The sequence below is a fragment of the Cytobacillus sp. Bva_UNVM-123 genome (genome assembly GCF_046351715.2).
GTDB lineage: Bacteria > Bacillota > Bacilli > Bacillales > Cytobacillaceae > Cytobacillus.
In genome coordinates this window covers 1,479,404-1,501,541 of sequence record NZ_CM177772.1, presented here as the reverse complement: position 1 = coordinate 1,501,541, position 22,138 = coordinate 1,479,404, and the positions used below count along the sequence as shown (strand labels likewise).

At 36.8% G+C, this 22,138-nt stretch carries 26 protein-coding genes; 10 read left to right on the top strand and 16 right to left on the bottom strand.

Annotated elements, in window-relative coordinates:
- The first annotated feature begins 57 nt into the window (after positions 1-57).
- Entirely contained in the window at positions 58-405 is a 348-nt protein-coding gene (locus tag KDN24_RS07130; RefSeq protein WP_409972005.1) for a YgzB family protein, read from the top strand.
- 56 nt (positions 406-461) lie between these two features.
- On the opposite strand, the gene perR is transcribed toward KDN24_RS07130, so the two are convergent.
- From perR to KDN24_RS07115, 3 genes are all read right to left on the bottom strand, one after another.
- Entirely contained in the window at positions 462-899 is a 438-nt protein-coding gene (gene perR / locus KDN24_RS07125; RefSeq protein ID WP_409972006.1) for a peroxide-responsive transcriptional repressor PerR, read from the bottom strand.
- Between the two features lie 349 nt (positions 900-1,248).
- Complete coding sequence (gene bcp, locus KDN24_RS07120) at positions 1,249-1,719, bottom strand: thioredoxin-dependent thiol peroxidase (protein WP_409972007.1); 471 nt, start codon at positions 1,717-1,719, stop codon at positions 1,249-1,251.
- 95 nt (positions 1,720-1,814) lie between these two features.
- Positions 1,815-2,219 carry an ion channel gene (locus KDN24_RS07115; protein ID WP_409972008.1) on the bottom strand — a complete coding sequence of 135 codons (405 nt, stop codon included), beginning with the start codon at positions 2,217-2,219 and terminating at the stop codon, positions 1,815-1,817.
- A 186-nt stretch (positions 2,220-2,405) separates the two neighbouring features.
- Between KDN24_RS07115 and KDN24_RS07110 the strand changes: the two genes are divergently transcribed.
- Positions 2,406-3,698, top strand: coding sequence for a glutamate-1-semialdehyde 2,1-aminomutase (locus KDN24_RS07110; RefSeq protein ID WP_409972009.1), 1,293 nt, complete (start codon positions 2,406-2,408; stop codon positions 3,696-3,698).
- Positions 3,699-3,926: 228 nt separating this feature from the next.
- A complete protein-coding gene (locus KDN24_RS07105; RefSeq protein WP_409972010.1) occupies positions 3,927-4,997 on the top strand; it encodes an FUSC family protein in 1,071 nt (356 codons plus the stop codon).
- 33 nt (positions 4,998-5,030) lie between these two features.
- Here the strand turns inward: KDN24_RS07105 and KDN24_RS07100 are convergent, their stop codons facing one another.
- From KDN24_RS07100 to mutY, 10 genes are all read right to left on the bottom strand, one after another.
- Positions 5,031-5,930 carry an ABC transporter permease gene (locus tag KDN24_RS07100; protein WP_491348361.1) on the bottom strand — a complete coding sequence of 300 codons (900 nt, stop codon included), beginning with the start codon at positions 5,928-5,930 and terminating at the stop codon, positions 5,031-5,033.
- An 18-nt stretch (positions 5,931-5,948) separates the two neighbouring features.
- Positions 5,949-6,953 (bottom strand): ABC transporter permease, encoded by a 1,005-nt coding sequence (locus KDN24_RS07095; RefSeq protein ID WP_409972012.1) that lies wholly within the window; start codon positions 6,951-6,953, stop codon positions 5,949-5,951.
- A gap of 109 nt (positions 6,954-7,062) precedes the next feature.
- On the bottom strand, positions 7,063-8,685 hold the full coding sequence (locus KDN24_RS07090; RefSeq protein ID WP_409972013.1) for an ABC transporter substrate-binding protein: 1,623 nt from the start codon (positions 8,683-8,685) through the stop codon (positions 7,063-7,065).
- An 88-nt stretch (positions 8,686-8,773) separates the two neighbouring features.
- The gene (locus KDN24_RS07085) at positions 8,774-9,754 is read right to left on the bottom strand and encodes an ABC transporter ATP-binding protein (protein ID WP_409972014.1); all 981 of its coding nucleotides are present in this window, start codon (positions 9,752-9,754) and stop codon (positions 8,774-8,776) included.
- Positions 9,747-10,742, bottom strand: a complete 996-nt coding sequence (locus tag KDN24_RS07080; protein WP_409972015.1) for an ABC transporter ATP-binding protein — start codon at positions 10,740-10,742, stop codon at positions 9,747-9,749. The genes KDN24_RS07085 and KDN24_RS07080 overlap by 8 nt, the downstream gene beginning before the upstream one ends.
- Positions 10,743-10,952: 210 nt before the next feature.
- Complete coding sequence (locus tag KDN24_RS07075; RefSeq protein ID WP_409972016.1) at positions 10,953-12,707, bottom strand: ABC transporter ATP-binding protein; 1,755 nt, start codon at positions 12,705-12,707, stop codon at positions 10,953-10,955.
- Between the two features lie 105 nt (positions 12,708-12,812).
- Entirely contained in the window at positions 12,813-13,343 is a 531-nt protein-coding gene (gene ntdP / locus KDN24_RS07070; RefSeq protein WP_409972017.1) for a nucleoside tri-diphosphate phosphatase, read from the bottom strand.
- A 145-nt stretch (positions 13,344-13,488) separates the two neighbouring features.
- On the bottom strand, positions 13,489-13,698 hold the full coding sequence (locus KDN24_RS07065) for a gamma-type small acid-soluble spore protein (RefSeq protein ID WP_409972018.1): 210 nt from the start codon (positions 13,696-13,698) through the stop codon (positions 13,489-13,491).
- A 132-nt stretch (positions 13,699-13,830) separates the two neighbouring features.
- Positions 13,831-14,580, bottom strand: coding sequence for an enoyl-[acyl-carrier-protein] reductase FabL (gene fabL / locus KDN24_RS07060; protein WP_409972019.1), 750 nt, complete (start codon positions 14,578-14,580; stop codon positions 13,831-13,833).
- 93 nt (positions 14,581-14,673) lie between these two features.
- Positions 14,674-15,774: an A/G-specific adenine glycosylase gene (gene mutY, locus KDN24_RS07055; RefSeq protein WP_409972201.1), complete on the bottom strand. Its 1,101-nt coding sequence runs from the start codon at positions 15,772-15,774 to the stop codon at positions 14,674-14,676.
- A 196-nt stretch (positions 15,775-15,970) separates the two neighbouring features.
- On the opposite strand from mutY, the gene KDN24_RS07050 reads away from it, so the two are divergent.
- The 3 genes from KDN24_RS07050 (at position 15,971) to KDN24_RS07040 (ending at position 17,413) form a co-directional block, all read left to right on the top strand.
- The gene (locus KDN24_RS07050) at positions 15,971-16,951 is read left to right on the top strand and encodes a metal-dependent hydrolase (protein WP_409972020.1); all 981 of its coding nucleotides are present in this window, start codon (positions 15,971-15,973) and stop codon (positions 16,949-16,951) included.
- A 119-nt stretch (positions 16,952-17,070) separates the two neighbouring features.
- A complete protein-coding gene (locus tag KDN24_RS07045; RefSeq protein WP_409972021.1) occupies positions 17,071-17,226 on the top strand; it encodes a small, acid-soluble spore protein K in 156 nt (51 codons plus the stop codon).
- A gap of 28 nt (positions 17,227-17,254) precedes the next feature.
- On the top strand, positions 17,255-17,413 hold the full coding sequence (locus tag KDN24_RS07040; RefSeq protein ID WP_409972022.1) for a YpzG family protein: 159 nt from the start codon (positions 17,255-17,257) through the stop codon (positions 17,411-17,413).
- A 42-nt stretch (positions 17,414-17,455) separates the two neighbouring features.
- On the opposite strand, the gene KDN24_RS07035 is transcribed toward KDN24_RS07040, so the two are convergent.
- Positions 17,456-17,779, bottom strand: coding sequence for a YfhH family protein (locus KDN24_RS07035; RefSeq protein ID WP_409972023.1), 324 nt, complete (start codon positions 17,777-17,779; stop codon positions 17,456-17,458).
- A gap of 185 nt (positions 17,780-17,964) precedes the next feature.
- Between KDN24_RS07035 and KDN24_RS07030 the strand changes: the two genes are divergently transcribed.
- Entirely contained in the window at positions 17,965-18,639 is a 675-nt protein-coding gene (locus KDN24_RS07030) for an SDR family NAD(P)-dependent oxidoreductase (RefSeq protein ID WP_409972024.1), read from the top strand.
- Between the two features lie 35 nt (positions 18,640-18,674).
- On the opposite strand, the gene recX is transcribed toward KDN24_RS07030, so the two are convergent.
- On the bottom strand, positions 18,675-19,472 hold the full coding sequence (gene recX, locus KDN24_RS07025; protein WP_409972025.1) for a recombination regulator RecX: 798 nt from the start codon (positions 19,470-19,472) through the stop codon (positions 18,675-18,677).
- 107 nt (positions 19,473-19,579) lie between these two features.
- Between recX and KDN24_RS07020 the strand changes: the two genes are divergently transcribed.
- From KDN24_RS07020 to KDN24_RS07010, 3 genes are all read left to right on the top strand, one after another.
- A complete protein-coding gene (locus KDN24_RS07020; RefSeq protein ID WP_409972026.1) occupies positions 19,580-20,482 on the top strand; it encodes a TIGR01777 family oxidoreductase in 903 nt (300 codons plus the stop codon).
- A gap of 103 nt (positions 20,483-20,585) precedes the next feature.
- Positions 20,586-20,711, top strand: a complete 126-nt coding sequence (locus tag KDN24_RS07015) for a YfhE family protein (protein ID WP_409972027.1) — start codon at positions 20,586-20,588, stop codon at positions 20,709-20,711.
- Between the two features lie 93 nt (positions 20,712-20,804).
- Positions 20,805-20,987: a YfhD family protein gene (locus KDN24_RS07010; protein WP_409972028.1), complete on the top strand. Its 183-nt coding sequence runs from the start codon at positions 20,805-20,807 to the stop codon at positions 20,985-20,987.
- Between the two features lie 156 nt (positions 20,988-21,143).
- Here KDN24_RS07010 and KDN24_RS07005 read toward each other — a convergent pair whose 3' ends face one another.
- Entirely contained in the window at positions 21,144-22,130 is a 987-nt protein-coding gene (locus KDN24_RS07005; RefSeq protein ID WP_491348360.1) for a diaminopimelate dehydrogenase, read from the bottom strand.
- Positions 22,131-22,138 lie beyond the last annotated feature (8 nt).

Sequence of the window (22,138 nt, the reverse complement as noted above, 5' to 3'; positions counted from 1 at the left end):
TTTCTTTTTATTTTCTACTTATTGATATGGTATAGTTATCATTTAGGAGGGACTAGTATGGCAAAATATTCGAGTAAAATTAATAAAATTAGAACCTTTGCTCTTAGTTTAATATTTGTTGGTTTTATTGTTATGTATTTCGGTATCTTTTTTAGAAATTCCCCAATCGTCATGACAATATTTATGTTACTAGGCACTATCTTCATTATCGCAAGCACTGTCGTATATTTTTGGATAGGGATGTTATCGACAAAAACGGTACAAGTCGTTTGTCCAAATTGCGGTAAATATACGAAAATTCTTGGTCGTGTAGATTTATGTATGTATTGCAACGAACCGTTAACACTTGATAAAAAGCTTGAGGGCAGAGAATTTGATGAAAAATATAATAAAAAGTTAAAATAAAAAAACTCGGCAATTTTTGTCGAGTTTTTTACATATTCTCTAACTTCATGCCGTCATTAATGGGCTTCTATACTGGCACAGTCGGGACAAGTTCCGTAAATTTCCATACGGTGATGACTAATTTTAAATCCTGTCACATGAGAAGCTAGATGCTCAACCTCATCAAGTCCAGGATAATGAAAATCAACAATTTTGCCGCACTTTTCACAAATAACATGATAATGATGTGAGGTTACAAAATCAAACCGACTTGAGGAATCTCCGTACGTTAATTCTTTTACAAGGCCAACTTCACGAAATACTCTTAAATTATTGTAAACTGTTGCCACACTCATATTAGGGAATTTACCTTCTAGTGCTTTATAAATATCATCGGCTGTTGGATGTGACATTGAGTTTATTAAATATTCAAGTATCGCATGACGCTGAGGTGTAATGCGAACTCCGGTATCTTTTAATGTTTCCAGCGCTTCTTTTAACTGTATTTGTGCCACCGCCATGCACCTCTTTTCTAAAAAGAATTATTACTTTATAATCTTTATAAATAGTGTACTAATTAATTGCCACTTTTGTCAACATAACAAACTCCATAACTCCAAAGATATTTCTTCCTCCAATCAACGATGTTCATTCTTATTATATTATATGTATGATGTATACATTTAAAAACAAAAAAGCTCCTTTTTAACTTAAAAACTTAGTTAAAAGAAAAAGCGAATCTATAATGATTCGCTTCAAAAATATATCTGAGGAGGTATGCCCTAATAAAAGGATATTCAAAACTTGTTCAGATGAATGGACAAATGCCTTGAAACAAAAAAATAGGCTACTAATTTACCTCATTCATGTCAAATTTTCCTTAATAAATTGAAGTGATTCTTCAACATGCCCCTTTACCTTTACTTTTCTCCATTCCTTTACTATTTTACCGTCCTTATCAATAATAAAGGTCGAACGTTCAATTCCCATATATTCTTTTCCAAAATTCTTTTTCAATTTCCAAACGTCGTATGCTTTTGCAGCCGCATGCTCTTCATCAGCTAGTAAAACAAAAGGCAAGCCATGCTTTTCAATAAATTTCTCGTGTTTGCCTAACGGGTCAGGACTTACTCCTAATATGACAGCATTTAATTCGGAAAAACTCTCATAGTGATCTCTAAAATCACAAGCTTGGGTCGTGCACCCTGGGGTCATATCCTTAGGATAAAAATAAAGAACGATATTTTTCCCACGATAATCAGACAGCCTAATCGTTTCGCCATTACTTGCTTCAAGCGCAAAATCCGGAGCAAGTTCTCCTATTTCCACTCCCATTTCGAAATCCCTCCATGTTAAACTATTATTATCATAAGCCTATCTAATTTAATTCATAAATACAACTAACTCGTTTTGAGATTACCAGCTTATTGCTATTTCTCCATTTCAAATACAGCCATGAAAACAAATGCTGCTGGAATTGTATAGCCAATTAATGCTTCAACAACGGCTATCATTCTTCCAATGCCAATTGGTGCAATATCCCCATATCCAACTGAAAATAAGGTCACTGCACTGAAATAAAATCCCGTCTCTAAACGATTAACAAAACTACCATCCATCCCTGCAGTGTCCTCTATAAAAACTTCAAACCCTCTCATTTCAAGAAGAATATATATTAATCCAAATCCAATCATGACCGTTACATAAATAGAAGTTAAATACATAAAGTTTTCAAAGGAAACTTTCTTTCCTTTAATTCGGTGAGGAATAAACAAAGTCCGCAAGCTCATAACCATACAAAAAACAATCATGACAAGGGAAATATAAAAAACCATGCTACTCCCTCTCTCCTAATTTAGCTCTTATAATCTATACGCTTTCTTCATATATAGTATGACAAGCTTCCCAGTCTTCTTGCTTTAAAAAAGTCGCAATTATTAAACGGAGCAGTGCAGCACTTAAACATGTTAAAATATTAACGAATAAATCAAGCTCTGTTCATCTCATTAAGGAGGATTACTATGCAGTTTACAAATTCTGAACGTATATACAACCAAGCACTTGATCATATTGTTGGCGGTGTGAATAGTCCATCCCGCTCCTATAAAGCTGTCGGAGGAGGCGCTCCAGTTGTAATGGAACGAGCTCAAGGCGCTTATTTCTGGGATGTAGATGGCAATCAATATATTGATTATTTAGCAGCCTACGGTCCAATCATTACTGGGCATGCACATCCACATATTACAGAAGCGATAAAAAAAGCAGCAGAAACAGGTGTGCTCTATGGTACCCCTACACCACACGAAGTGAAATTTGCTGAAATGTTAAAGGAAGCAATGCCAAATTTAGAAAAAGTCCGTTTTGTTAACTCTGGTACTGAAGCTGTTATGACAACAATACGAGTTGCACGTGCATACACCGGTAGAGACAAAATTATTAAATTTGCTGGCTGTTACCATGGACATTCAGACCTCGTTCTCGTTGCTGCAGGCTCAGGGCCTTCAACATTAGGAACACCCGATTCTGCTGGCGTTCCAAAAAGTATTGCTCAGGAAGTGATCACGGTTCCATTTAATGATATTGAGCCTTATAAAGAGGCCTTAGAAAAATGGGGCGACCAAATCGCGGCTGTTCTTGTTGAGCCGATTGTTGGCAACTTTGGGATTGTAGAACCGAAACCAGGTTTTCTTGAACAAGTTAATGAATTAACACATGCTGCCGGTGCACTTGTTATTTATGATGAAGTCATTACAGCTTTCCGTTTCATGTACGGTGGTGCTCAAGACCTGCTTGGAGTAACTCCTGACTTAACAGCTATGGGGAAAATTATTGGTGGTGGCTTGCCCATTGGTGCATACGGTGGAAAAAAAGAAATAATGGAAACCGTCGCTCCATTAGGCCCTGCCTATCAAGCTGGTACGATGGCAGGAAATCCAGCTTCGATTTTAGCTGGTATTGCTTGCCTTGAAGTATTGAAACAAAAAGGTGTTTATGAGTACCTTGACAAGCTAGGAGCCATTTTAGAGGATGGAATTACGGCAGCTGCGCAAAAATTCAACATTCCCATTACGATTAACCGTTTAAAAGGTGCTTTAACCATTTATTTTACAAATGAAGTAGTCGTCAATTATGAACAAGCTGAAAACACGAACGGTGAGATGTTTGCAAAATTCTTTAAGCTAATGCTTAAACAAGGAATTAATCTTGCTCCTTCTAAATATGAAGCTTGGTTCGTAACGATTGCCCATACAGAGGAAAACATTCATGCAACTATTCAAGCAGTCGAAAATGCTTTCGAAGCCTTAAACGAATAATCAATAACTCCAAATCCGTCTGAAAGACATAGCCATTCAGACGGATTTACATAATTCCTCCACCTTTTTTCTTGAAAAAAGAAACACTTCACATATACAATACAACTTAATCCATACTCACCATATAAAAGGATATAAAATGTTCATTGTACTTCTTTCAAGATCCCTGTATAGTACATTCATAAAGAAAAGAAGAAGCCTCTTCTGCAAGAAAGGAAAAAAATTAGTATGAAGCTTGGCGCCCGCATACTTAAAACGGGAATCGCAATTATTTTATCATTATTTTTATCACAGTTATTTCAACTTCCATCCCCTGTCTTTGCAGCAATCGCAGCAATATTCGCTGTGCAGCCAACCATTTATCGATCATTTCTATCGATAATTGAACAAATTCAAGGGAATATCATTGGGGCCGTCATCGCAGCGATATTTGTGCTGTCATTTGGCAATCATATTTTTATCATTGGATTAGCCGCCATTATTGTCATTTCGATTAATCTAAAGTTAAAACTAGAAAACACCATTTCTTTATCACTTGTGACGATGCTCGTTATTATGGAAACGCCTAGTGACACTTTCTTTCAATTTTCACTAATGCGCTTCTCTACGATCATGCTTGGCGTTTTTTCTGCATTTATCGTAAATTTTGTATTTTTACCACCTAAGTATGAGAAAAAGCTTTATTTCGAAATCTCTAATATTACAGAGGAAACGACGAAATGGATTAGGCTTACAATTAGACATGCTTCTGAGCATAAGCTACTAAAGAATGATATTGGAAAAATGAAAGCGGCTGTACGAAGTCTTGATCATTTATATTTAATGTATAAGGAAGAACGAAATTATTTAAAAAGAGATACTTGGCAGAAGGCTAGAAAGCTTGTAATTTATCGACAAATGATTTCGACTGTGAAACGATCATTAGAAACTTTAAGAAAGCTGCATCGCTTTGAGAACAATTTGCAAGAAATGCCAGCTGAGTTCCAAAACATTGTCCAACAACAGCTTGATTGTCTCATCCATTACCATGAACATGTCATGTTAAAATTTATCGGGAAAGTACGTCCTCAAGTAACATTTGAAGAAGGCGACATTTATTTAAACAGAAAAGAGCTTGCTCAACTTTTCTTTTCAAAGCAAAAAGAAGCGAATGTATTAAATGAAGCGACGTTGACCCATACAATGCAAATTATTTCAGCAATTATTGATTATGACGAGCAAGTGGAACATCTTGATAAACTAATCACAAGTTTGCAAACACACCATAAAAAAGTCGGTAAAGTCTCTATGGAAGAGTAAAAGCAGCTGATTATCAGCTGCTTTTCTTATTGTTTAGCCTTTCATTCTTGGATCAAGCGCGTCTCTTAGGCCGTCCCCCATTAGATTAAATCCTAGTACAGTTAACATAATGGCTAAACCAGGAAAAATCATTGTCCATGGCGCTTGCATTAAAAATGGTCTTGCATCAGACAGCATTTTTCCCCATTCGGGTTCTGGTGCCGTTGCCCCTAACCCAATAAACCCTAAGGCAGCTGCTTCAATAATCGCTGTTGCGATGGCCAGTGTACCTTGGACGATAATGGGTGCCATACTATTTGGCAGCACATGAAAAAACAAGATTCGTTTATTGCTCAGGCCAACTGCTTTTGCAGCGATAATATACTCTTCCTGTTTAACACTTAAAACACGAGAGCGAATGAGCCGTCCAAAGTTTGGAATATTAATAATGGCAATGGCAATCAACGCATTTTTCAATGATGGACCGAGAACAGCTACAATGGCAATGGCTAGCAATATACTAGGAAAAGCTAACATAATATCAAAAATACGTGATATGACAGCATCTACCCATTTACCATAATAACCTGCAATAATTCCAAGTAAACATCCAACCATGATTGATCCAAAAACAGCTAAAAAACCAACCCATAATGAAATTCTTGCTCCAAAAATGACTCTGGATAAAATATCTCTCCCGAAATCATCTGTGCCAAACCAGTGCTCGCTTGAGGGAGGCAGCAATCTTTTTGCCAGCACTTGCTCTTTAAAGCCATATGGGGCAATGATCGGTGCAAAAACAGCTAATAAAATGAAGAATACTACAATCACCGCTCCAATTACGGCTAATTTATTTTTTCTAAAGCTTCTCCACGCATCTAACCAAGGGGAAACAGCTTTTTCTTCCTCTTTATTACGTAAAGGCTGTACATTTTTATTTGTTAATAGTTCCAAGCGAAAACTGCCTCCTCTCTAGTTATATTTAATCCGTGGATCAATAACTGCATAAAGCAAGTCGACAAATAAATTTATCATGACAAAAATAAAAGCAATCACTAATATCCCTGATTGAACAACTGGATAATCTCGATAGTTTATTGCATCATAAATATAACGACCAATACCAGGCCAACTAAAAATGGTTTCTGTTAAAATAGCCCCACCTAGCAGCAATCCTGTTTGTAAACCAATGATTGTTATTACTGGGATGATGGCATTTTTCAAAGAATGCTTATAGACAACCCAAAACATTCTTAACCCTTTTGCCCTCGCAGTTCGAACGAAGTCAGATCTCATGACCTCCAGCATCGTAGAACGGGTAATTCTTGCGATAATTGCCATTGGGATCGTTGCTAAAGCAAAGCTCGGTAGAACTAAATGTTTCACAACATCGAGAAACTGATCTGTTCTCCCTTGTAGTAATGTATCGATCATATAAATATTCGTCATGGCTGTAATAGGATTCCTTACTTCCTCGCGACCTGAAGTTGGAAACCAATCAAGATTGATAGCGAAAATCCACTGCTCCATTAGGCCTAACCAAAATATAGGCATGGACACTCCTATGAGAGCTAGTACCATAGCAATGTAATCAAACCATGAGTTTTGAAACCAGGCGCTAATGATGCCAGCATTCACACCAATAAAAATCGCTATTGCCATAGCACAAAACGACAATTCGATCGTTGCTGCTAAGTATGGCCAAATCTCTGTGCTAATCGCTGACTTCGTGCGAATCGAATCTCCTAAATCACCTGTCAAAAGACCTCCTAAATATTTTACATATTGAATATACCAAGGCTCATCAAGCCCTAATTGCTTTGTTAATTCTGCAATTGCTTCCTTTGTCGCTAATTGACCTAATATAATTTGGGCAGGATTGCCAGGAATTGCCCGAATTATAAAAAACACAATTAAAGATAGACCAAGTAAAACAGGTATTAATGAAAAAATCCGTTTAATTATATATGAAAGCATTTTTCCACCTCTCTATTCAGAAGGCATTGCTAAGACTTTGATTGTTACCCTTTTATGTTTAATAGAAAAGGGAGTTCGTGAATGAAACTCCCTTTTCAAATGAATGTTCTTATTTAAATTCAACAGTTGTTAGGATGTCAGAACCTGTTGGATGCGGCAAGAAGCCAGATATATTTGCCTTTCCAGCTAAAACAGGCAGAGAATGAACTAATGGAATCCATGGTGCATCATCCTTGATAATTAACTGAGCCTGCTTATAAAGCTCAGTTCGTTCTGCTTCATCCGTACTTGATTGTGCTTTAATAAGTAGATCATGCACTTCAGAGTTTTTATAATAGGCATAGTTATTCGATCCAATTGCGTCTTCATCTAATAGAACATATAAGAAGTTGTCTGCATCTCCATTATCACCCGTCCATCCGAGAAGGAATGTATCTGCTTCCCCATCTTTTGCTTTATCTAAATAAGTACCCCATTCATAGCTAACAATCTTTGCTTTAACACCGATTGCTTCAAAATTTGCTTGCAGTGCTTCAGCTATTTTTTGTCCGTCAGGCATATATGGTCTAGGTACAGGCATTGCCCATAGCTCCATTTCAAAGCCATTCTCAAAGCCTGCTTCCTTCAACAGCTCTTTCGCTTTCTCTGGATTATAATCATAATCCACAACTTCATCATTATATCCAGCAATAACAGGTGGCATTGGATTCTTTGCTGGATCAGCAGCTCCAGCATAAAACGCATCGATTAATGATTGTTTATCAACTGCATGATTAAGCGCTTGACGAACGAGTTTATTTTGTAAAGGTCCACGTGTATTTGTTAATCCAACATAGGCAATATTCATCGAGGGCCGATTGAACACTTGGAGATCAGCATTTCCTTCAATTGCGGTAACATCACTAAAGTTCACCCCATCAATCAGGTCAACCTCGCCAGCCGATAACGCATTTAAACGGGCCGAATTTTCAGGAATTGATCGGAAAATCACAGTATCTAATTTTGGGAGGCCTTCTTGCCAGTAATTATCATTTTTCACAATGGTTATTCGATCATTTCGCTTCCATTCTTTAAATACAAATGGTCCCGTTCCAACCGGGTTTTCATTAAATTTATCGCCAAATTTTTCAATGGCTGTTGGGCTTGCAATTCCAAATGGCGACATCGCCAAATTTTTATAAAACGGTGCGATTACTTGGTTTAGCGTAAATTCAACGGTAAATTCATCTACCGCCTTTACTTCCTTGATTTTGTCACCAAACTGTGAGTTATAATAGTAGAATTGTTCAGCATTTCCGACTTTCCAACGTTCAAAATTAAATACTACGGCATCCGCATTAAAGTCTGTTCCATCATGAAATTTAATTCCTTCACGCAGCTTTAACGTATGCTTTAATCCGTCTTCACTTGCTTCCCATTCAGTCGCCAGTCCTGGCTCTATCTCTGTGTCCTGCTTCCCGAAGTTAATTAATGTTTCGAAAAGATTCACAGTTACCTTAAAGGCTTCTCCTTCTGTAGTGGCTGCAGGATCAAGGGAGGTTGAATCTCCACCTCGTCCGAATACAAGAGTCGTATTTTTTTCTCCTTCAGTCCCTTTTTCCGCCTCATTTTCTTGGCTTCCTTCATTTTCATTCGAAGATGGTGAAGTAGTAGTTTTATTGCCACACCCCACTAATGCGAACGATAATAAGAACGCAAATACGATAAGCAATAGACCATTACGCTTTCTCATTGTTATCCCCCTTTTTCTTTGCTTGCACCATCTTAAACAGGTGCGATGTTTTTTTATCAACAATGCAGACTATAGCCCTGTACACAATTCACTTAAGATTAGTCGTATACAAATGACAAGCTGCAAAATGACCTTGTTCAATTTCCGTTAATTGAGGTCTTTCTGATTTGCAAACATCCAAGCATTCTGTACATCTCGTATGGAATGCACAGCCTTGAGGCGGGTTTGCAGGACTAGGTATATCTCCTGCTAATAGGGATCTTTCCTGCTTTAGATCGGGATCGGGAACTGGCACGGCATTTAATAAAGCTTTCGTATATGGATGAAGTGGTTTTTCGTATAATTGTTTTGCTGTTGTAATCTCAACCAATCTGCCAAGATACATAACCCCTACTCGATCACTTATATGCTTCACCACACTTAAATCATGTGCGATGAAAATATATGTAAGCCGAAATTCCTTTTGTAAATCTTCAAGTAAATTCAAGACTTGTGATTGAATCGAAACATCTAATGCTGATACAGGTTCATCCGCAATAATTAGCTTCGGCCTTGTCATTAATGCTCTTGCAATCCCAATACGCTGCCTTTGGCCTCCACTAAATTGGTGGGGATATCTTTTCGCATGATAGCTACTTAAACCGACTACCTCCAACATTTCTTTTATTTTTTGCTTTCGTTCCTCTTTTTTCATCTTTTCATGAACGATAAGCGGCTCCTCCAAAATTTTCTCAACTGTATGGCGAGGGTTTAGAGAAGCAAAAGGATCTTGAAAAACCATCTGCATATGTTTACGCATTCTTCTCATGTCAGTGTCATTTAAGTTTGTAAGCTCTTTTCCTTCGAAAATGACTTTCCCTTCACTCGGTTCAATTAAACGCATTAGCATCCGACCTGTAGTCGATTTACCACAACCGGATTCACCGACGATTCCAAGTGTTTCCCCTTTATGAACGAAAAAGCTAATATCGTCGACTGCTTTCACTTCGCCCATTTTTTTGCCGAATATCCCCCCGGTTATGGGAAAATATTTTTTTAATCCTTTCACTTCAAGTAAAATATCAGTCATTTTTTTCACCCCCAGAACGATGTAAAAAACAGCGTACATAATGCTCTGTTTGCTCAATCTGATAAAGAGGTGGATTTTCTTTAAGGCATTTATCATGGACAAATTCACATCTTGCAGCAAATCGACAGCCTGTTTGAATGGAACCAGGCTGAGGGACATTACCAGGAATAGAATATAAACGTTCCTTATTTTCACGAATATCAGGGATTGATTGAAGAAGTCCAATCGTGTAGGGATGTTTCGGATTTTTAAATACTTCCCTAACGTTCGCTTCTTCTACAATTTTTCCGGCATACATAACGATGACACGTTCACATAATTCTGCCACTACTCCAAGGTCATGAGTAATCATAATGATAGCTGTTTCAAGTTTCTCATTAAGACTTTTCATTAAGGAAAGGATTTGGGCCTGTATCGTTACGTCAAGTGCAGTTGTTGGTTCATCGGCAATTAATAACCTCGGATGACACGAAAGTGCCATCGCAATCATTACCCGCTGCCTCATTCCTCCAGAAAGCTGATGAGGGTACTCGTTCATGATTTCCTCAGGTCGTGGCAATCCAACTAGCTTTAGCATGTCAACCGCTTCCCGAAAAGCTGCTCTTTTTTTGATATTTTTATGAATCGAAATTCCTTCTACTAACTGATTCCCGATCGTAAATAAAGGATTTAGCGAAGTCATTGGTTCTTGAAAGATCATCGCAATTTCATTCCCTCTTATTTCACGCATTCTCTTTTCTGAAGAATAAACTAAGTTTTCTCCATTAAGTAAAATTTCTCCGCCAACTATTTTCCCAGGCGGCTTCGGAATTAATTTCATGATGGATAAGGATGTGACACTTTTTCCACAGCCAGACTCTCCTACAATCCCAAGAATTTCTCCTTTTTTTACTGAGAAACTTATTTCATCAACCGCTGGTATTTCCCCATCGTTTGTGAAAAAAGTTGTTTTTAATTGTTTTACCTCCAACACTGGAGCTTGAGTCACAAAGATACTCCTTTCTGAATGCGCTTTTTTATGAAATAATTTATAGCTTATCTCCCATTCTTTACATCATTTTATTAAAAAAGAAAGGATAAGTCTATATATTTTCTGAATTATACAAATATACTGATATTTCCGCATATTCCGACATATAGAGCTAAAATTAAACAATTTTCTCCTTAAAACAGCAGAAAAGACTAACCCTTTTCAGAGTTAGTCCTGAGTATCAAGCTGTTGCACTTGAAATAATCTATAGTAATTTCCTTGCTTTTTCATTAATTCCTCATGTGTACCAGATTCGATTATTTCACCATACTCAATTAATATAATCCGATCAGCATGAGTTATTGTCGATAATCGATGGGCAACGATAAATGTCGTTCGATCCTTTGCTAGCTGTTCTAGTGATTCTTGGATTAGATGTTCACTTTCTAAATCTAAAGCGGATGTTGCTTCATCTAAAATAAGAATTGGTGGATTCTTTAAAAAGATTCTTGCAATTGCCACTCTTTGTTTCTGACCGCCAGATAGCTTAACCCCTCTTTCACCAACCTTCGTATCATAGCCATCAGGCAAATTCATAATAAATTCATGAGCGTTTGCAGCCTTAGCTGCCTCAATTACTTCTTCATCCGTTGCATTAGGTCTTCCTAATAATATGTTTGTTTTGACTGATTCACTGAAAAGGATATTATCTTGCAGAACCATCCCAATTTTATCTCTTAATGATCGTACCTTGAAATGACGAATATCGCTACCATCTAATAGGATTCTACCTTTTGTCACATCATAGAAACGTGAAATCAAACTCACTAAAGAGGATTTTCCACCACCGCTCATTCCGACTAAAGCGATTGTCTCCCCTTTATTTACTCGAAGTGAAATATTTTTGAGGACTACGTTATCTTTTTCGTTATAGGAAAAACTTATATTCTCAAAATCGATATCTCCATGAACGTTTTTACATTCAATCGCATTTGGTGCATCATCAATATCATATTGCTCATCTATTAATTCAAATACTCTATCCATTGAAGCAATAGATTGGGTTAAAGTTGTTGATGAATTTACAAGTCTTCTTAATGGTGCATATAATTTATCAATATAGGCAATAAAAGCCATCATTGTCCCAAGTGTAAGGCTTCCGGTTATAACTTGATAGCCTGAATAACCAATAACTAGAAGTGGTGCAATATCTGTCACCGTATTTACTACCGCAAAAGCCTTCGCATTCCATTTCGTATGATCGATCGCTTTTGTTAGAAAGTTATTATTCTTTCTATCAAATTGAGTTTGTTCATAGTCTTCAATTGCTAGACTTTTAATAATGGCCATTCCCTGTACACGTTCATGAAGATAGCCTTGCACCTCAGCAAGTGCTTGTGAACGATTCCTCGTCAACTTCCTCAAATTCCCAAAGAAATATTTAATGGAAAATGCGTAAAAAGGAAACAAAATTAAAGATACGATTGTGAGCGTAAAGTTCATTTTCATCATAATAATTACGGCGATAATAATCGTTGCCACATCAAGCCAAAGGTTCATTAAGCCAGTAATGACAAATGTCTTTGTTTGCTCAACATCATTAATGATTCTAGAAATGACCTCACCAGCTCTTGTATTCGCATAATACTTAAAGCTTAGCTTTTGAATATGGGTGAATAACTGATCACGAATATCATATAAAACTTTGCTCCCGACCCATTGAGCAAAATATTGCCGATAATATTCAATTGGTGGTCTAACAATAATGAATAATGCCAGCATAATCCCCATTACGATTAATAGCTGCTCCGTTTTAGCGGCAGTATCTATACTCGAATTTCCAATAATATCATCGACAACATATTTAATTAACAACGGAATCATTAATGGAATGGCAAATTTAATAATTCCGATCATGATCGTCACAAATATTTGGAATTTGTAAGGTTTAACAAATTGCATGTAACGTCTAATGCTGCCCAACCTTTTCTCCTCCTTGAAATGCTGGAAGCGAAAGAAACATATAAAAGCCTGTTGACCATTTCTTAAATCAACAGGCGTTTATATATGGGGTTCCCATCCATTCATTTAGCGTCTGTATGTTAAGTATCGTTCATACCAGATATCAACGAAATCTGGTGCAAAAGGTCCCTTTCTTTGGCGGATCCAATGGATTAATTGGTTGACATTTGACTTTAAGATTCGATCGATTGGCTCTGGATAATTCATTTCTTGACGATGCCTTTCATATTCATCCTCATCTAATAAATTGAAAGTCATATCTGGAAACACTTTAATGTCAAGATCATAATCAATATACTTTACAGCTTCACCATCGTAAATAAATGGTGAGCTTAAATTGCAATAATAATATATTCCATCTTCACGAATCATTCCAATTACATTAAACCATTGCTGAGAATGGAAATAACATATTGCCGGTTCTCTTGTAATCCATGTTCTTCCATCCGATTCGGTTACAATAGTCCGATCATTTCCGCCAATGACTAAATTTTGTGTCCCTTTTAAAACTGTCGTTTCCTCCCAGACGCGATGAATGTGCCCATTATGTTTGTAACTATGAATCTGTACTGGTTCTCCTTCTATGGGTACAGCCATTGTTTCTCCCCTACTTTCATCTTCCCGGGCTTTTAAGTCTACATTCTATTATTATAACGGTTTCGTTAACAATTTAAAACAAAGAGTCACCACCAAAAATAAAAAAGAGGGCACTCTTTCGTATATTGAGTGCCCTCCATGTGCATTATTGGTTTTGTTGACCTGAGTTTGTAGCCTTTTTAGCTTCAGCTTGTTGGTTTTGTTGTCTTACTTCTTGTGCATTTGTTTCGCTAGCAAATTCTGTGCCGAATTGGCCAGCACCTGCACTTGCACCTGCACCTGCAGATTGGGCATTTTGTTGTCTTACTTCTTCAACATTAGTACCCGCCGCACTTTTGTTTGGTTGTTTTGCCATCATTTTCACCTCCACGCTCATTAATTTATCCAAGCGCAGAAGTTTTATCCTCAAATTTCAAAAATCACACGAACAAATTATTTAAATGAATGAATTTCTACCATTTCTTTTTAATCATTTCGGCTAAATAAGTTAAACTAACAGAGAAATGCCCCCGTCAACAATGATCGTCTGACCACGGATCATACTTGATTCATCTGCTAATAAAAACATCACAGCATTTACCATATCTTCAATTTCGACCATTCTTCCTGCAGGAGTTTTGGCTCTTGCATCAGCAAGCATTTCTTCTCGATTAGGAAAGTGCTTTAATGCTTCAGTATCAACCGCCCCACCTGAAATAGCATTAACGATAATATTTTTAGATGCAAGCTCAATTGCTAAATATCTTGTTAATGCTTCAAGCGCTGCTTTCGAAACACCAACAGCTGTATAATTTTCTAAATAACGTATGGAGCCTAATGAGCTAATACTAACTATTTTGCCACCATTGTTTTTTTCCATCAGTTTGGCTGCTTCTTGGGCACAAAATAAAAGGGCCTTACTATTTATATTCATCGTCCAATCCCAATGAGTTTCTTCTAACTCCATTGCTGGTCTTAAAACACCAGAAGCAGCATTATTGACAAAAATATCGAGTCTACCAAATTCTTGATCAATTTCTTGAAATAGCTTTTTAATTTTTTCAACATCACCGACATTGGCTTTTACAGTTAATACTTTTCTACCAAGCGCTTCAATTTCAGCTGCCGTTTCAAGTGCAGCCGTTTTACTTCGCGCGTAGTTTATGACGATATTATAGCCTTCTTTTGCTAATTTTAAGGCAATTGCCTTGCCAATTCCTCTACTACTTCCAGTTACTAATGCTACTTTTTGAGTCATGAAAAAATCCCCTTCTTTAATAGCAACATCTTGCTATCTTTTTTCTTTTGCATTTCATTTTAGCTTTTTCATTTTTAGATGGCAATTAGAATACTATTTACTTGCAATATAATGCTCCATTATTTTTTGATGAGAGACCGAAAAAGCGAAATTTTCCATCTCCTTTACTGTTACGAATTTAAGCGCCTCCGTTTCATTCATAATAGATTCAACTCTACCTTTATAAGCATTAATATTCCAAGTCAGGTGAGAAAAAACATGCTCAATTTGCCCGATCAGCTCGTCTACCTGAATAGTGGCAGCATAATTGCTTTTTACAAATTCCTTTAGTTGAGATTTTTCATTTACATTTGGCAAATGAACCTCCGTATTTGGGAATTCCCATAAATTCGCTAATAATCCTTTATTATCTCGCTTATGTATTAGAATTTTCCCCTCTTCATTTTCAAGAACAGCCGCTACTATTTGCACATGGCGCTGCTTTTTATTTTTCGTTTTCACTGGGAGCTCCTGCTCTGTCCCTTCATGAAAGGCATGGCAATGATCCCGAACTGGACATAATAAACAGCTAGGTGATGTTGGCGTACAAATTAATGCGCCAAGCTCCATAAGCGCCTGATTAAAATAAGAAGGATTCACATGGGAAATTAACTGTCTGACGGCTTCTTCAAATATTTTTCGTGTTGAGGGTTTGGCAATATCATCCCAAATTGATAATATTCTTGATAAAACTCGCATAACATTCCCATCAACTGCTGGTTCAGGAAGTCCGTATGCGATACTTAAAATCGCACCGGCTGTATATGGTCCAACTCCTTTTAATGTCGAAATTTCCTTAAGGTTATTTGGAACGATTCCACTATATTTTTCATACACTTCTTTTACAGCAAATTGAAGGTTTCTTGCTCGGGAATAATACCCAAGTCCTTCCCACGCTTTTAATACTTTATCCTCGTCAGCTTCTGACAAAGCCTGTATGGTGGGAAATTGTTCAATGAACCGATTAAAATACGGGATTACCGTATCTACCCTTGTTTGTTGCAGCATAATTTCAGAAACCCAAACTTTATATGGATCCTGATCTTGTCTCCACGGCAATTCGCGCTGTTCCGCTTCAAACCACCTAATTAAATCTTGCTGAAATTCATTTATATTTATATTTTTTATTTGCTGTAATTGATTGATGGTCTTCATCATGTAAATTCCTCCTAGCTGGATAATTTATCAGCAAAATGGGAATATTTTATTTCATATTGTTGTCGATCATTTGAACTATTACAAAAATCTCTGTTAAAATGAGCGGAATAGATTTAATATTATTGTGTAAGAAAATTTTTTAGGACAAAATCATTTTGCAATTGAATAATCATTTTAAAGGAGGTTCATGCTCTTGGACACAGGTACACATATCGTTATGGGACTTGGACTTGCAGGCATTGCAACATTGGACCCAATTGTTGCTGAAACCTCTGCTACAACAACAAGTGTTATGATTGGAGCGATTATTGGCTCACAAATACCAGATATCGATACCATATTAAAGCTTAGAAACAATGCTGTCTATATTCGAAATCATCGAGGGATTACCCATTCGATTCCTGCTGTTTTACTTTGGCCAATATTGATTACTGCAATCATTTATTCTTTTTTTCCAGAATCTAATCTATTTCATTTATGGTTGTGGACATTTATTGCCGTTTTTCTCCATGTTTTTGTAGATATTTTTAATGCGTATGGAACTCAAGCGTTAAGACCCTTTTCATCAAGATGGATTGCCTTAGGCACGATAAACACATTTGATCCATTTATTTTTGCATTACATGTCTTCGGCCTTATTGTTTGGGCATTTGGAGCAAATCCCGGATACACCTTTCTAACGATTTACGCATTGTTGATTATCTATTATATTTTACGATTTAGGGAACAACGAATAATAATGCGAAAAGTGAAAAAGCTAATCCCCGATGCAACAGATATCATTATAGCTCCGACAATGAAATATCGACAATGGAGAATAGCTGTCATGAATAAACAGCAATTTTTTGTCGGACGTGGAGTTAATCGTACTGTTAACATTATCGATCAGTTCAATCGGGTGCCTGAACCGAAAACACCTATTCTGGAAGCAGCCAAAAAAGATGAGAACTTATCAGCATTTTTATCTTTTTCTCGTGTTTATCGTTGGGAAATCGATGAATATGATGAATATACTGAAGTCCGCTTTATCGATTTACGTTATCGAAGCAATGACTACTACCCATTTGTCGCTGTCGTTCAGCTCGATTCTGACTTAAATATTATGACCTCTTATACAGGATGGATTTTTAGTGAAGAGAAGCTGCGAAAAAAGCTTGATTTTATCCCTGGTTAAAATCCCATTTTCTTTTGCTAATACTGTTCACAGAATGACAAATACTATATTTACGTGAGAAGCATATCGATTTTCTAATTTGCTACTCACGTTTTTTTATCTGAGTGAGGAGGCTGCATATGCGAAATAAAGTTACGAACTTCCCAAATCAAAGCACAAGTAAATTTGGTGGTGAACCACAAGCTAAAGCAGAGTATGCCTCAAAAAGAGCAGACGGTACGATTAATACACAGCCTCAAGAACGGATGAGGGCTTCAACTACTCGTGAACAGTAGAATATTAATTCCTGAGGAGGGCATACGAATGGGCAAATCAAAAAAGAATGTCGAAAAGAATTCATATTCTAGCCCTTTTGATTATCCAACAGCCAGGCCAAAGCATGCATTCAGACAAGTAAATGGACAAAGTCAGCAAACTCAATCTCTTATCATTTTAGAGAACATTGTAAAAAGAACACCTTAACCAAATGCTTTAGAAAGAGGATTATTATTTCCTCTTTCTTTTTTATTGTGCTTTTTTTAGTAATGAAATCGGTAGTGCTTCTTCAGCTTTATTTCCGTTCAATCGATATCCCCAGGCGAATACACCATTCATGTAATCGATTTTGAAAAAGGCCCCAGGATCCCCTTCAATTTCATATACGTCTCCAGACTTGAAATCATTTGGATTTAGTAAATAAGCCTTTGCCATTACCGCTTTTCTTTCTAATACAGCAAACTCATTAACCATTCCTAATTGCTCCGCTTTCCTAGCTTTTTCATTAAGATTGGCTATTTCTTGCTGAAGCTCATATGTAGTCATTTCACTATACCTTTTATCCCGCTGCATCTTTTCACCTTCCAAATAAAGTACATTTTTTCTCCCTACTAAGTATATTGAATTTTATTTATGAAGAAAAGGGAAAAAGCCTCGAGTAAGTGCTACAATAAGGTGAAACCTCAATTAATGAGAGTTATTTTATGAAAGAAGACAATGAGGCAAATATTGTGGCGCATTCATGGGGAGGTAACAATTTGAAATCAATCATAATTACTGGTGCAGGCTCAGGTCTCGGAAAAGAATTAGCATTACTGTATGCTTCTCAAGGCTTTCATATTATTTTAATCGGAAGAACAATGAAGAAACTTAAAGTAGTCGAAGAACAAATTCAAGCTAATAATGGTCATGCTGACTCATATACAGTTGACATTACAGATAAGAAATCCGTCCAAAACTTTATTAAAGAGGTTGCCAATCACTTTAATCTTTACGGTCTAATTAACAATGCAGGAGTTGGCCATTTCGGACCTTTTGAAAACTTAAAGCAAGATGAAATGGAAGAAATGATCTCAACGAATGTGTTAGGAACTATCTATATGACACAAGCCATACTACCTTTCTTGAAGGAAAAAAATAATGGTCTTCTAATGAATATCATTTCAACCGCAGGACTAACTGGAAAAGTAAACGAAACGGGTTATGTTGCAAGTAAATTTGCCGTTCGAGGGTTAACCGAAAGCTTGCAAAAAGAATATGAAAATACGGGACTCGAGATAAAAGATGTCTATATGGGTGGAATGGATACTCCTTTCTGGGAAAATAGCACACATATAAAAGATAAATCAGGACTTCGCTCGGCTGCAGAAATCGCAAAGATTATTTATGAACATCAAAATGAGAAAACAATTATCATTGAATCAAAAGGATAAACATAAATCACATGGTCAAATTGGCCATGTGATTATTATATTTCTCGATATTCTTCTAATACTCTGTCAATTATTTCGAGTGAGAATCCTTTACGATATAACGTTTGTTTCATTTTTTGCTCATATTCAAAATGAGGAAGCTTTGAGAATTTACGATGTGCTTTTTCTGCATGTGCTCGCAATACATCCAGCTCTTCATCCTCAGTCTTTTCCACTTCTGTTTCTGCAATTGCTGCTTTCATCGTACTAAAAGAAAATCCTTTTCTCATTAACAGTTGTTCCAGCTTTTGCTTTACTATTTTAGCTGAGTCACGTGAATTTTTTGCCACAAACTTTTCACATAAATTGAAAGCTTTCTTAAACTCATCTTCTTCTGGATATTCTAGCAGAGCCTCCTCAATAAAAGGTTCTGGAACCCCTTTTTCCTTCAATTCCGCTCTTACCATTTCTATGCCCTTATCAGTCGTATTCTTTTGTGTTCTAACGAAAGCAAGCGCATATTCTTTATCATTTAAAAAACGAAACTCAAATAATTTATGAATGACTTCCTGAATAATTACTTCGTCTATTTCCTTTTTTATTAAAAATTGGCGAACTTCTTTTTCAGATCGCATTTTTGTCGATAAATATTGGATGGACATATTATATGCTTTTCGAATCTCGTCTTGATAACCGATTTCAGCGATTGAAAATTCGTCAAGCTCCATTCCTTTTTTTAGCTGGTGCTTTATTAATACATCTTCATCCACACTAAATGCATATTTTTCATCTAAAAAAATATTATAGCGATCGCTTTTCTTTTGCTGAACCGCTATCTTCGTTATAATAGGCATTCTCGCTCACCTCTCCCTCTTTAATTTACCACATTTTAAGAGGGATTAAGGTATGGATAGAGAAAATATAATGAATAAGATGAGGGATTTTATGAAGGAGGATTTTGATGAAAATTGCTATAACTGGTGGTACTGGTTTTGTTGGACAAGCACTTATTCGCGATTTCATCGAGAAAGGATATACATTATTTATTTTAACAAGAAGTATTCAAAACAAAGTAAACAATAAGCAAATTACGTATCTTCAATGGTTAAATGATGGGGACAAACCAGAAGAAGCTTTAGAAGGGATTGATGTTCTAATTAATCTTGCTGGGGAATCTATCAATAGTGGAAGATGGACAGAAGAACGCAAACAACGAATTATAGACAGTAGGATTTCAGCAACAAAAGAAGTTTTACGAATAATTAATAGCTTGAAGAAGAAGCCTTATACAATGATAAATGCAAGTGCAATTGGGTATTATGGAACTTCTCGCACAGAAATATTGACAGAGAGCTCGGAGCGAACTGGGACGGATTTCCTCGCTAAGACGGTTCAACAATGGGAGGCTGAAGCAAAAAAAGCGCAGGAATTCGGGTGCAGAACGGTTTATTGCCGATTTGGGATCATACTAGATCAACATGATGGAGCGTTGCCTAGAATTGCCTTTCCATACAAAATGTTTGTTGGTGGGACTGTCGGCTCTGGAGAACAGTGGCTTTCTTGGATTCACATTGCTGATGTCGTCAATGCCATACACTTTGTACTACTGAATACAACTATCGAAGGCGCAGTGAATTTTACAGCTCCAAATCCAGCTACAATGAAAGAATTCGGAAAAACACTTGGAGAAGTTCTGCACCGACCTCATTGGATTCCTGCTCCTGCATCTGCTTTAAAAGCTGGATTAGGAGAAATGAGCATTCTCGTACTAGAAGGACAAAAAGTATTACCAGAGAAGCTGATAAAATCTGGCTATCCCTTTTTATTTAAACAGTTAAAAGATGCATTGCTTCATCTCTATTAGAAAAATGGGGCATTGCTCAAAAATAATTTGTATCAATCCTTTCACTTAAGGGAAAAATAAGGAAGTAAATCATTACCTTATTATGAAAGGGCTGGCAGGCAAAATGGATAAGAAAACAAAAGACAAGAAGAAACGATCTTTATCTGCTACACAGGAAGTACTGTATTCCCGAGAGTTCAAAAGGGCTGACCGAGCAGGTGGATATGTGGATCGAAATGAACGACCTTAATTTCCCATAATAGTTTTCACTGAAATAGTGAACAATACAAATAAACCAATAAATTGGTTTTCGTATTAATACATAGAAAGGGGATTTTTCTCGATGGGTCGTTCGCGCGGACAAAAATCTCGTGACAAAAACAAAGCTACACTGCCACAAGTACCAGAAAATATGAAATCTGATGGAATTGATGTTGAGTTCTCACAAGAGGTCGCAGACCAAGCTGATTTAGAAGCACAAGCTCGAGCAAATGCAGCTAACCAGAGAGTAAAAAATAAAAAGTAAAGCGTAAAAAAGGGGCTTCTATCATAAGGTATGATTCATACCCATGATAAGCCCCTCTATATCAAATCACGTATTAACCTCCACTGTTCATACAGAGAGGACACTTAATCAAAACTGTCCACGGACGGTGCCAGGCACCGATTAAAAGGTACCCGATTAAAGTAGTTCTTTTCGCAGTTGTTCAGCTGATTTTGGAGATAGGTAAGCTGGAGCTACATCAAAAACTGATTTTGCACCAGATTGACCTTCTTTGTTTAGTTTGTATGCTGCTCGTGCATAGGCAACGAGTACACTGGAAGTAAATTCTGGATTACTGTCGAGCTTAAGTGAGAATTCGATAATTTGTTTATGCTCATTTCCAGTATTCCCACCGCGAATAACAAATCCTCCATGAGGGAGTTTGGCATGATTTGCTTGTAGTTCTTCTTCCGTAATAAAGTATACTTCTGTTTCGTAATCAGCAAAATAATTTGGCATTGTTTTAATGGTTTCTGCAATTTTCGCTTGATCATGGCCTTTTTCTGCAACCACATAACAAACACGTAAATGCTTTTCTGCAGTTGTCAGTTTGGGGTTCGCACCGCTGCGTACCTTTTCAACAGCAGCTTCAATTGGTACAGTGTATTGAACGCCGCCTTTTACACCATCTATTCTCCGGATAGCATCAGAATGCCCTTGACTTACACCTTTACCCCAAAACGTATAATTTTCCCCATTAGGCAAAATGGCTTCAGCCATTAACCGATTGATCGAAAACAACCCTGGATCCCAGCCAACTGAAATGATACTAGTCTTTCCACTTTCTTTCGCAGCATGATCGACAGCTGAAAAATATTCAGGAATTTTTGCATGTGTATCAAAGCTATCAACCGTATTAAATAATTTAGCAAATTCCGGACCTTGCTCAGGTAAATCAGTTGCTGAGCCTCCGCATAATATCATAACATCAATCAGATCTTGATAATTTTTAGCTTGAGAAATATGCAACACCTTTATATTTGAATCATCTACTTGAATACTTTCAGGTTCTCTTCTTGTAAAAATTCCAACTAACTCCATATCTGCACATTGCTTGATTCCTTCCAAAACACCTTTACCAAGATTGCCATAGCCGATAATACCAACTTTTATAAGACTGTTCATAATTTTCC

Bases quoted from the DNA above. Each gene is read 5' to 3' on its own strand.
- KDN24_RS07130 (WP_409972005.1), top strand. From the start codon at position 58: ATGGCAAAATATTCGAGTAAAATTAATAAAATTAGAACCTTTGCTCTT.
- bcp (WP_409972007.1), bottom strand. From the start codon at position 1,719: ATGGGAGTGGAAATAGGAGAACTTGCTCCGGATTTTGCGCTTGAAGCA.
- KDN24_RS07115 (WP_409972008.1), bottom strand. From the start codon at position 2,219: ATGGTTTTTTATATTTCCCTTGTCATGATTGTTTTTTGTATGGTTATG.
- KDN24_RS07110 (WP_409972009.1), top strand. From the start codon at position 2,406: ATGCAGTTTACAAATTCTGAACGTATATACAACCAAGCACTTGATCAT.
- KDN24_RS07105 (WP_409972010.1), top strand. From the start codon at position 3,927: ATGAAGCTTGGCGCCCGCATACTTAAAACGGGAATCGCAATTATTTTA.
- KDN24_RS07095 (WP_409972012.1), bottom strand. From the start codon at position 6,953: ATGCTTTCATATATAATTAAACGGATTTTTTCATTAATACCTGTTTTA.
- KDN24_RS07090 (WP_409972013.1), bottom strand. From the start codon at position 8,685: ATGAGAAAGCGTAATGGTCTATTGCTTATCGTATTTGCGTTCTTATTA.
- KDN24_RS07085 (WP_409972014.1), bottom strand. From the start codon at position 9,754: ATGACTGATATTTTACTTGAAGTGAAAGGATTAAAAAAATATTTTCCC.
- ntdP (WP_409972017.1), bottom strand. From the start codon at position 13,343: ATGGCTGTACCCATAGAAGGAGAACCAGTACAGATTCATAGTTACAAA.
- KDN24_RS07065 (WP_409972018.1), bottom strand. From the start codon at position 13,698: ATGGCAAAACAACCAAACAAAAGTGCGGCGGGTACTAATGTTGAAGAA.
- fabL (WP_409972019.1), bottom strand. From the start codon at position 14,580: ATGACTCAAAAAGTAGCATTAGTAACTGGAAGTAGTAGAGGAATTGGC.
- mutY (WP_409972201.1), bottom strand. From the start codon at position 15,774: ATGAAGACCATCAATCAATTACAGCAAATAAAAAATATAAATATAAAT.
- KDN24_RS07045 (WP_409972021.1), top strand. From the start codon at position 17,071: ATGCGAAATAAAGTTACGAACTTCCCAAATCAAAGCACAAGTAAATTT.
- KDN24_RS07040 (WP_409972022.1), top strand. From the start codon at position 17,255: ATGGGCAAATCAAAAAAGAATGTCGAAAAGAATTCATATTCTAGCCCT.
- KDN24_RS07035 (WP_409972023.1), bottom strand. From the start codon at position 17,779: ATGCAGCGGGATAAAAGGTATAGTGAAATGACTACATATGAGCTTCAG.
- recX (WP_409972025.1), bottom strand. From the start codon at position 19,472: ATGCCTATTATAACGAAGATAGCGGTTCAGCAAAAGAAAAGCGATCGC.
- KDN24_RS07020 (WP_409972026.1), top strand. From the start codon at position 19,580: ATGAAAATTGCTATAACTGGTGGTACTGGTTTTGTTGGACAAGCACTT.
- KDN24_RS07015 (WP_409972027.1), top strand. From the start codon at position 20,586: ATGGATAAGAAAACAAAAGACAAGAAGAAACGATCTTTATCTGCTACA.
- KDN24_RS07010 (WP_409972028.1), top strand. From the start codon at position 20,805: ATGGGTCGTTCGCGCGGACAAAAATCTCGTGACAAAAACAAAGCTACA.
- KDN24_RS07005 (WP_491348360.1), bottom strand. From the start codon at position 22,130: ATGAACAGTCTTATAAAAGTTGGTATTATCGGCTATGGCAATCTTGGT.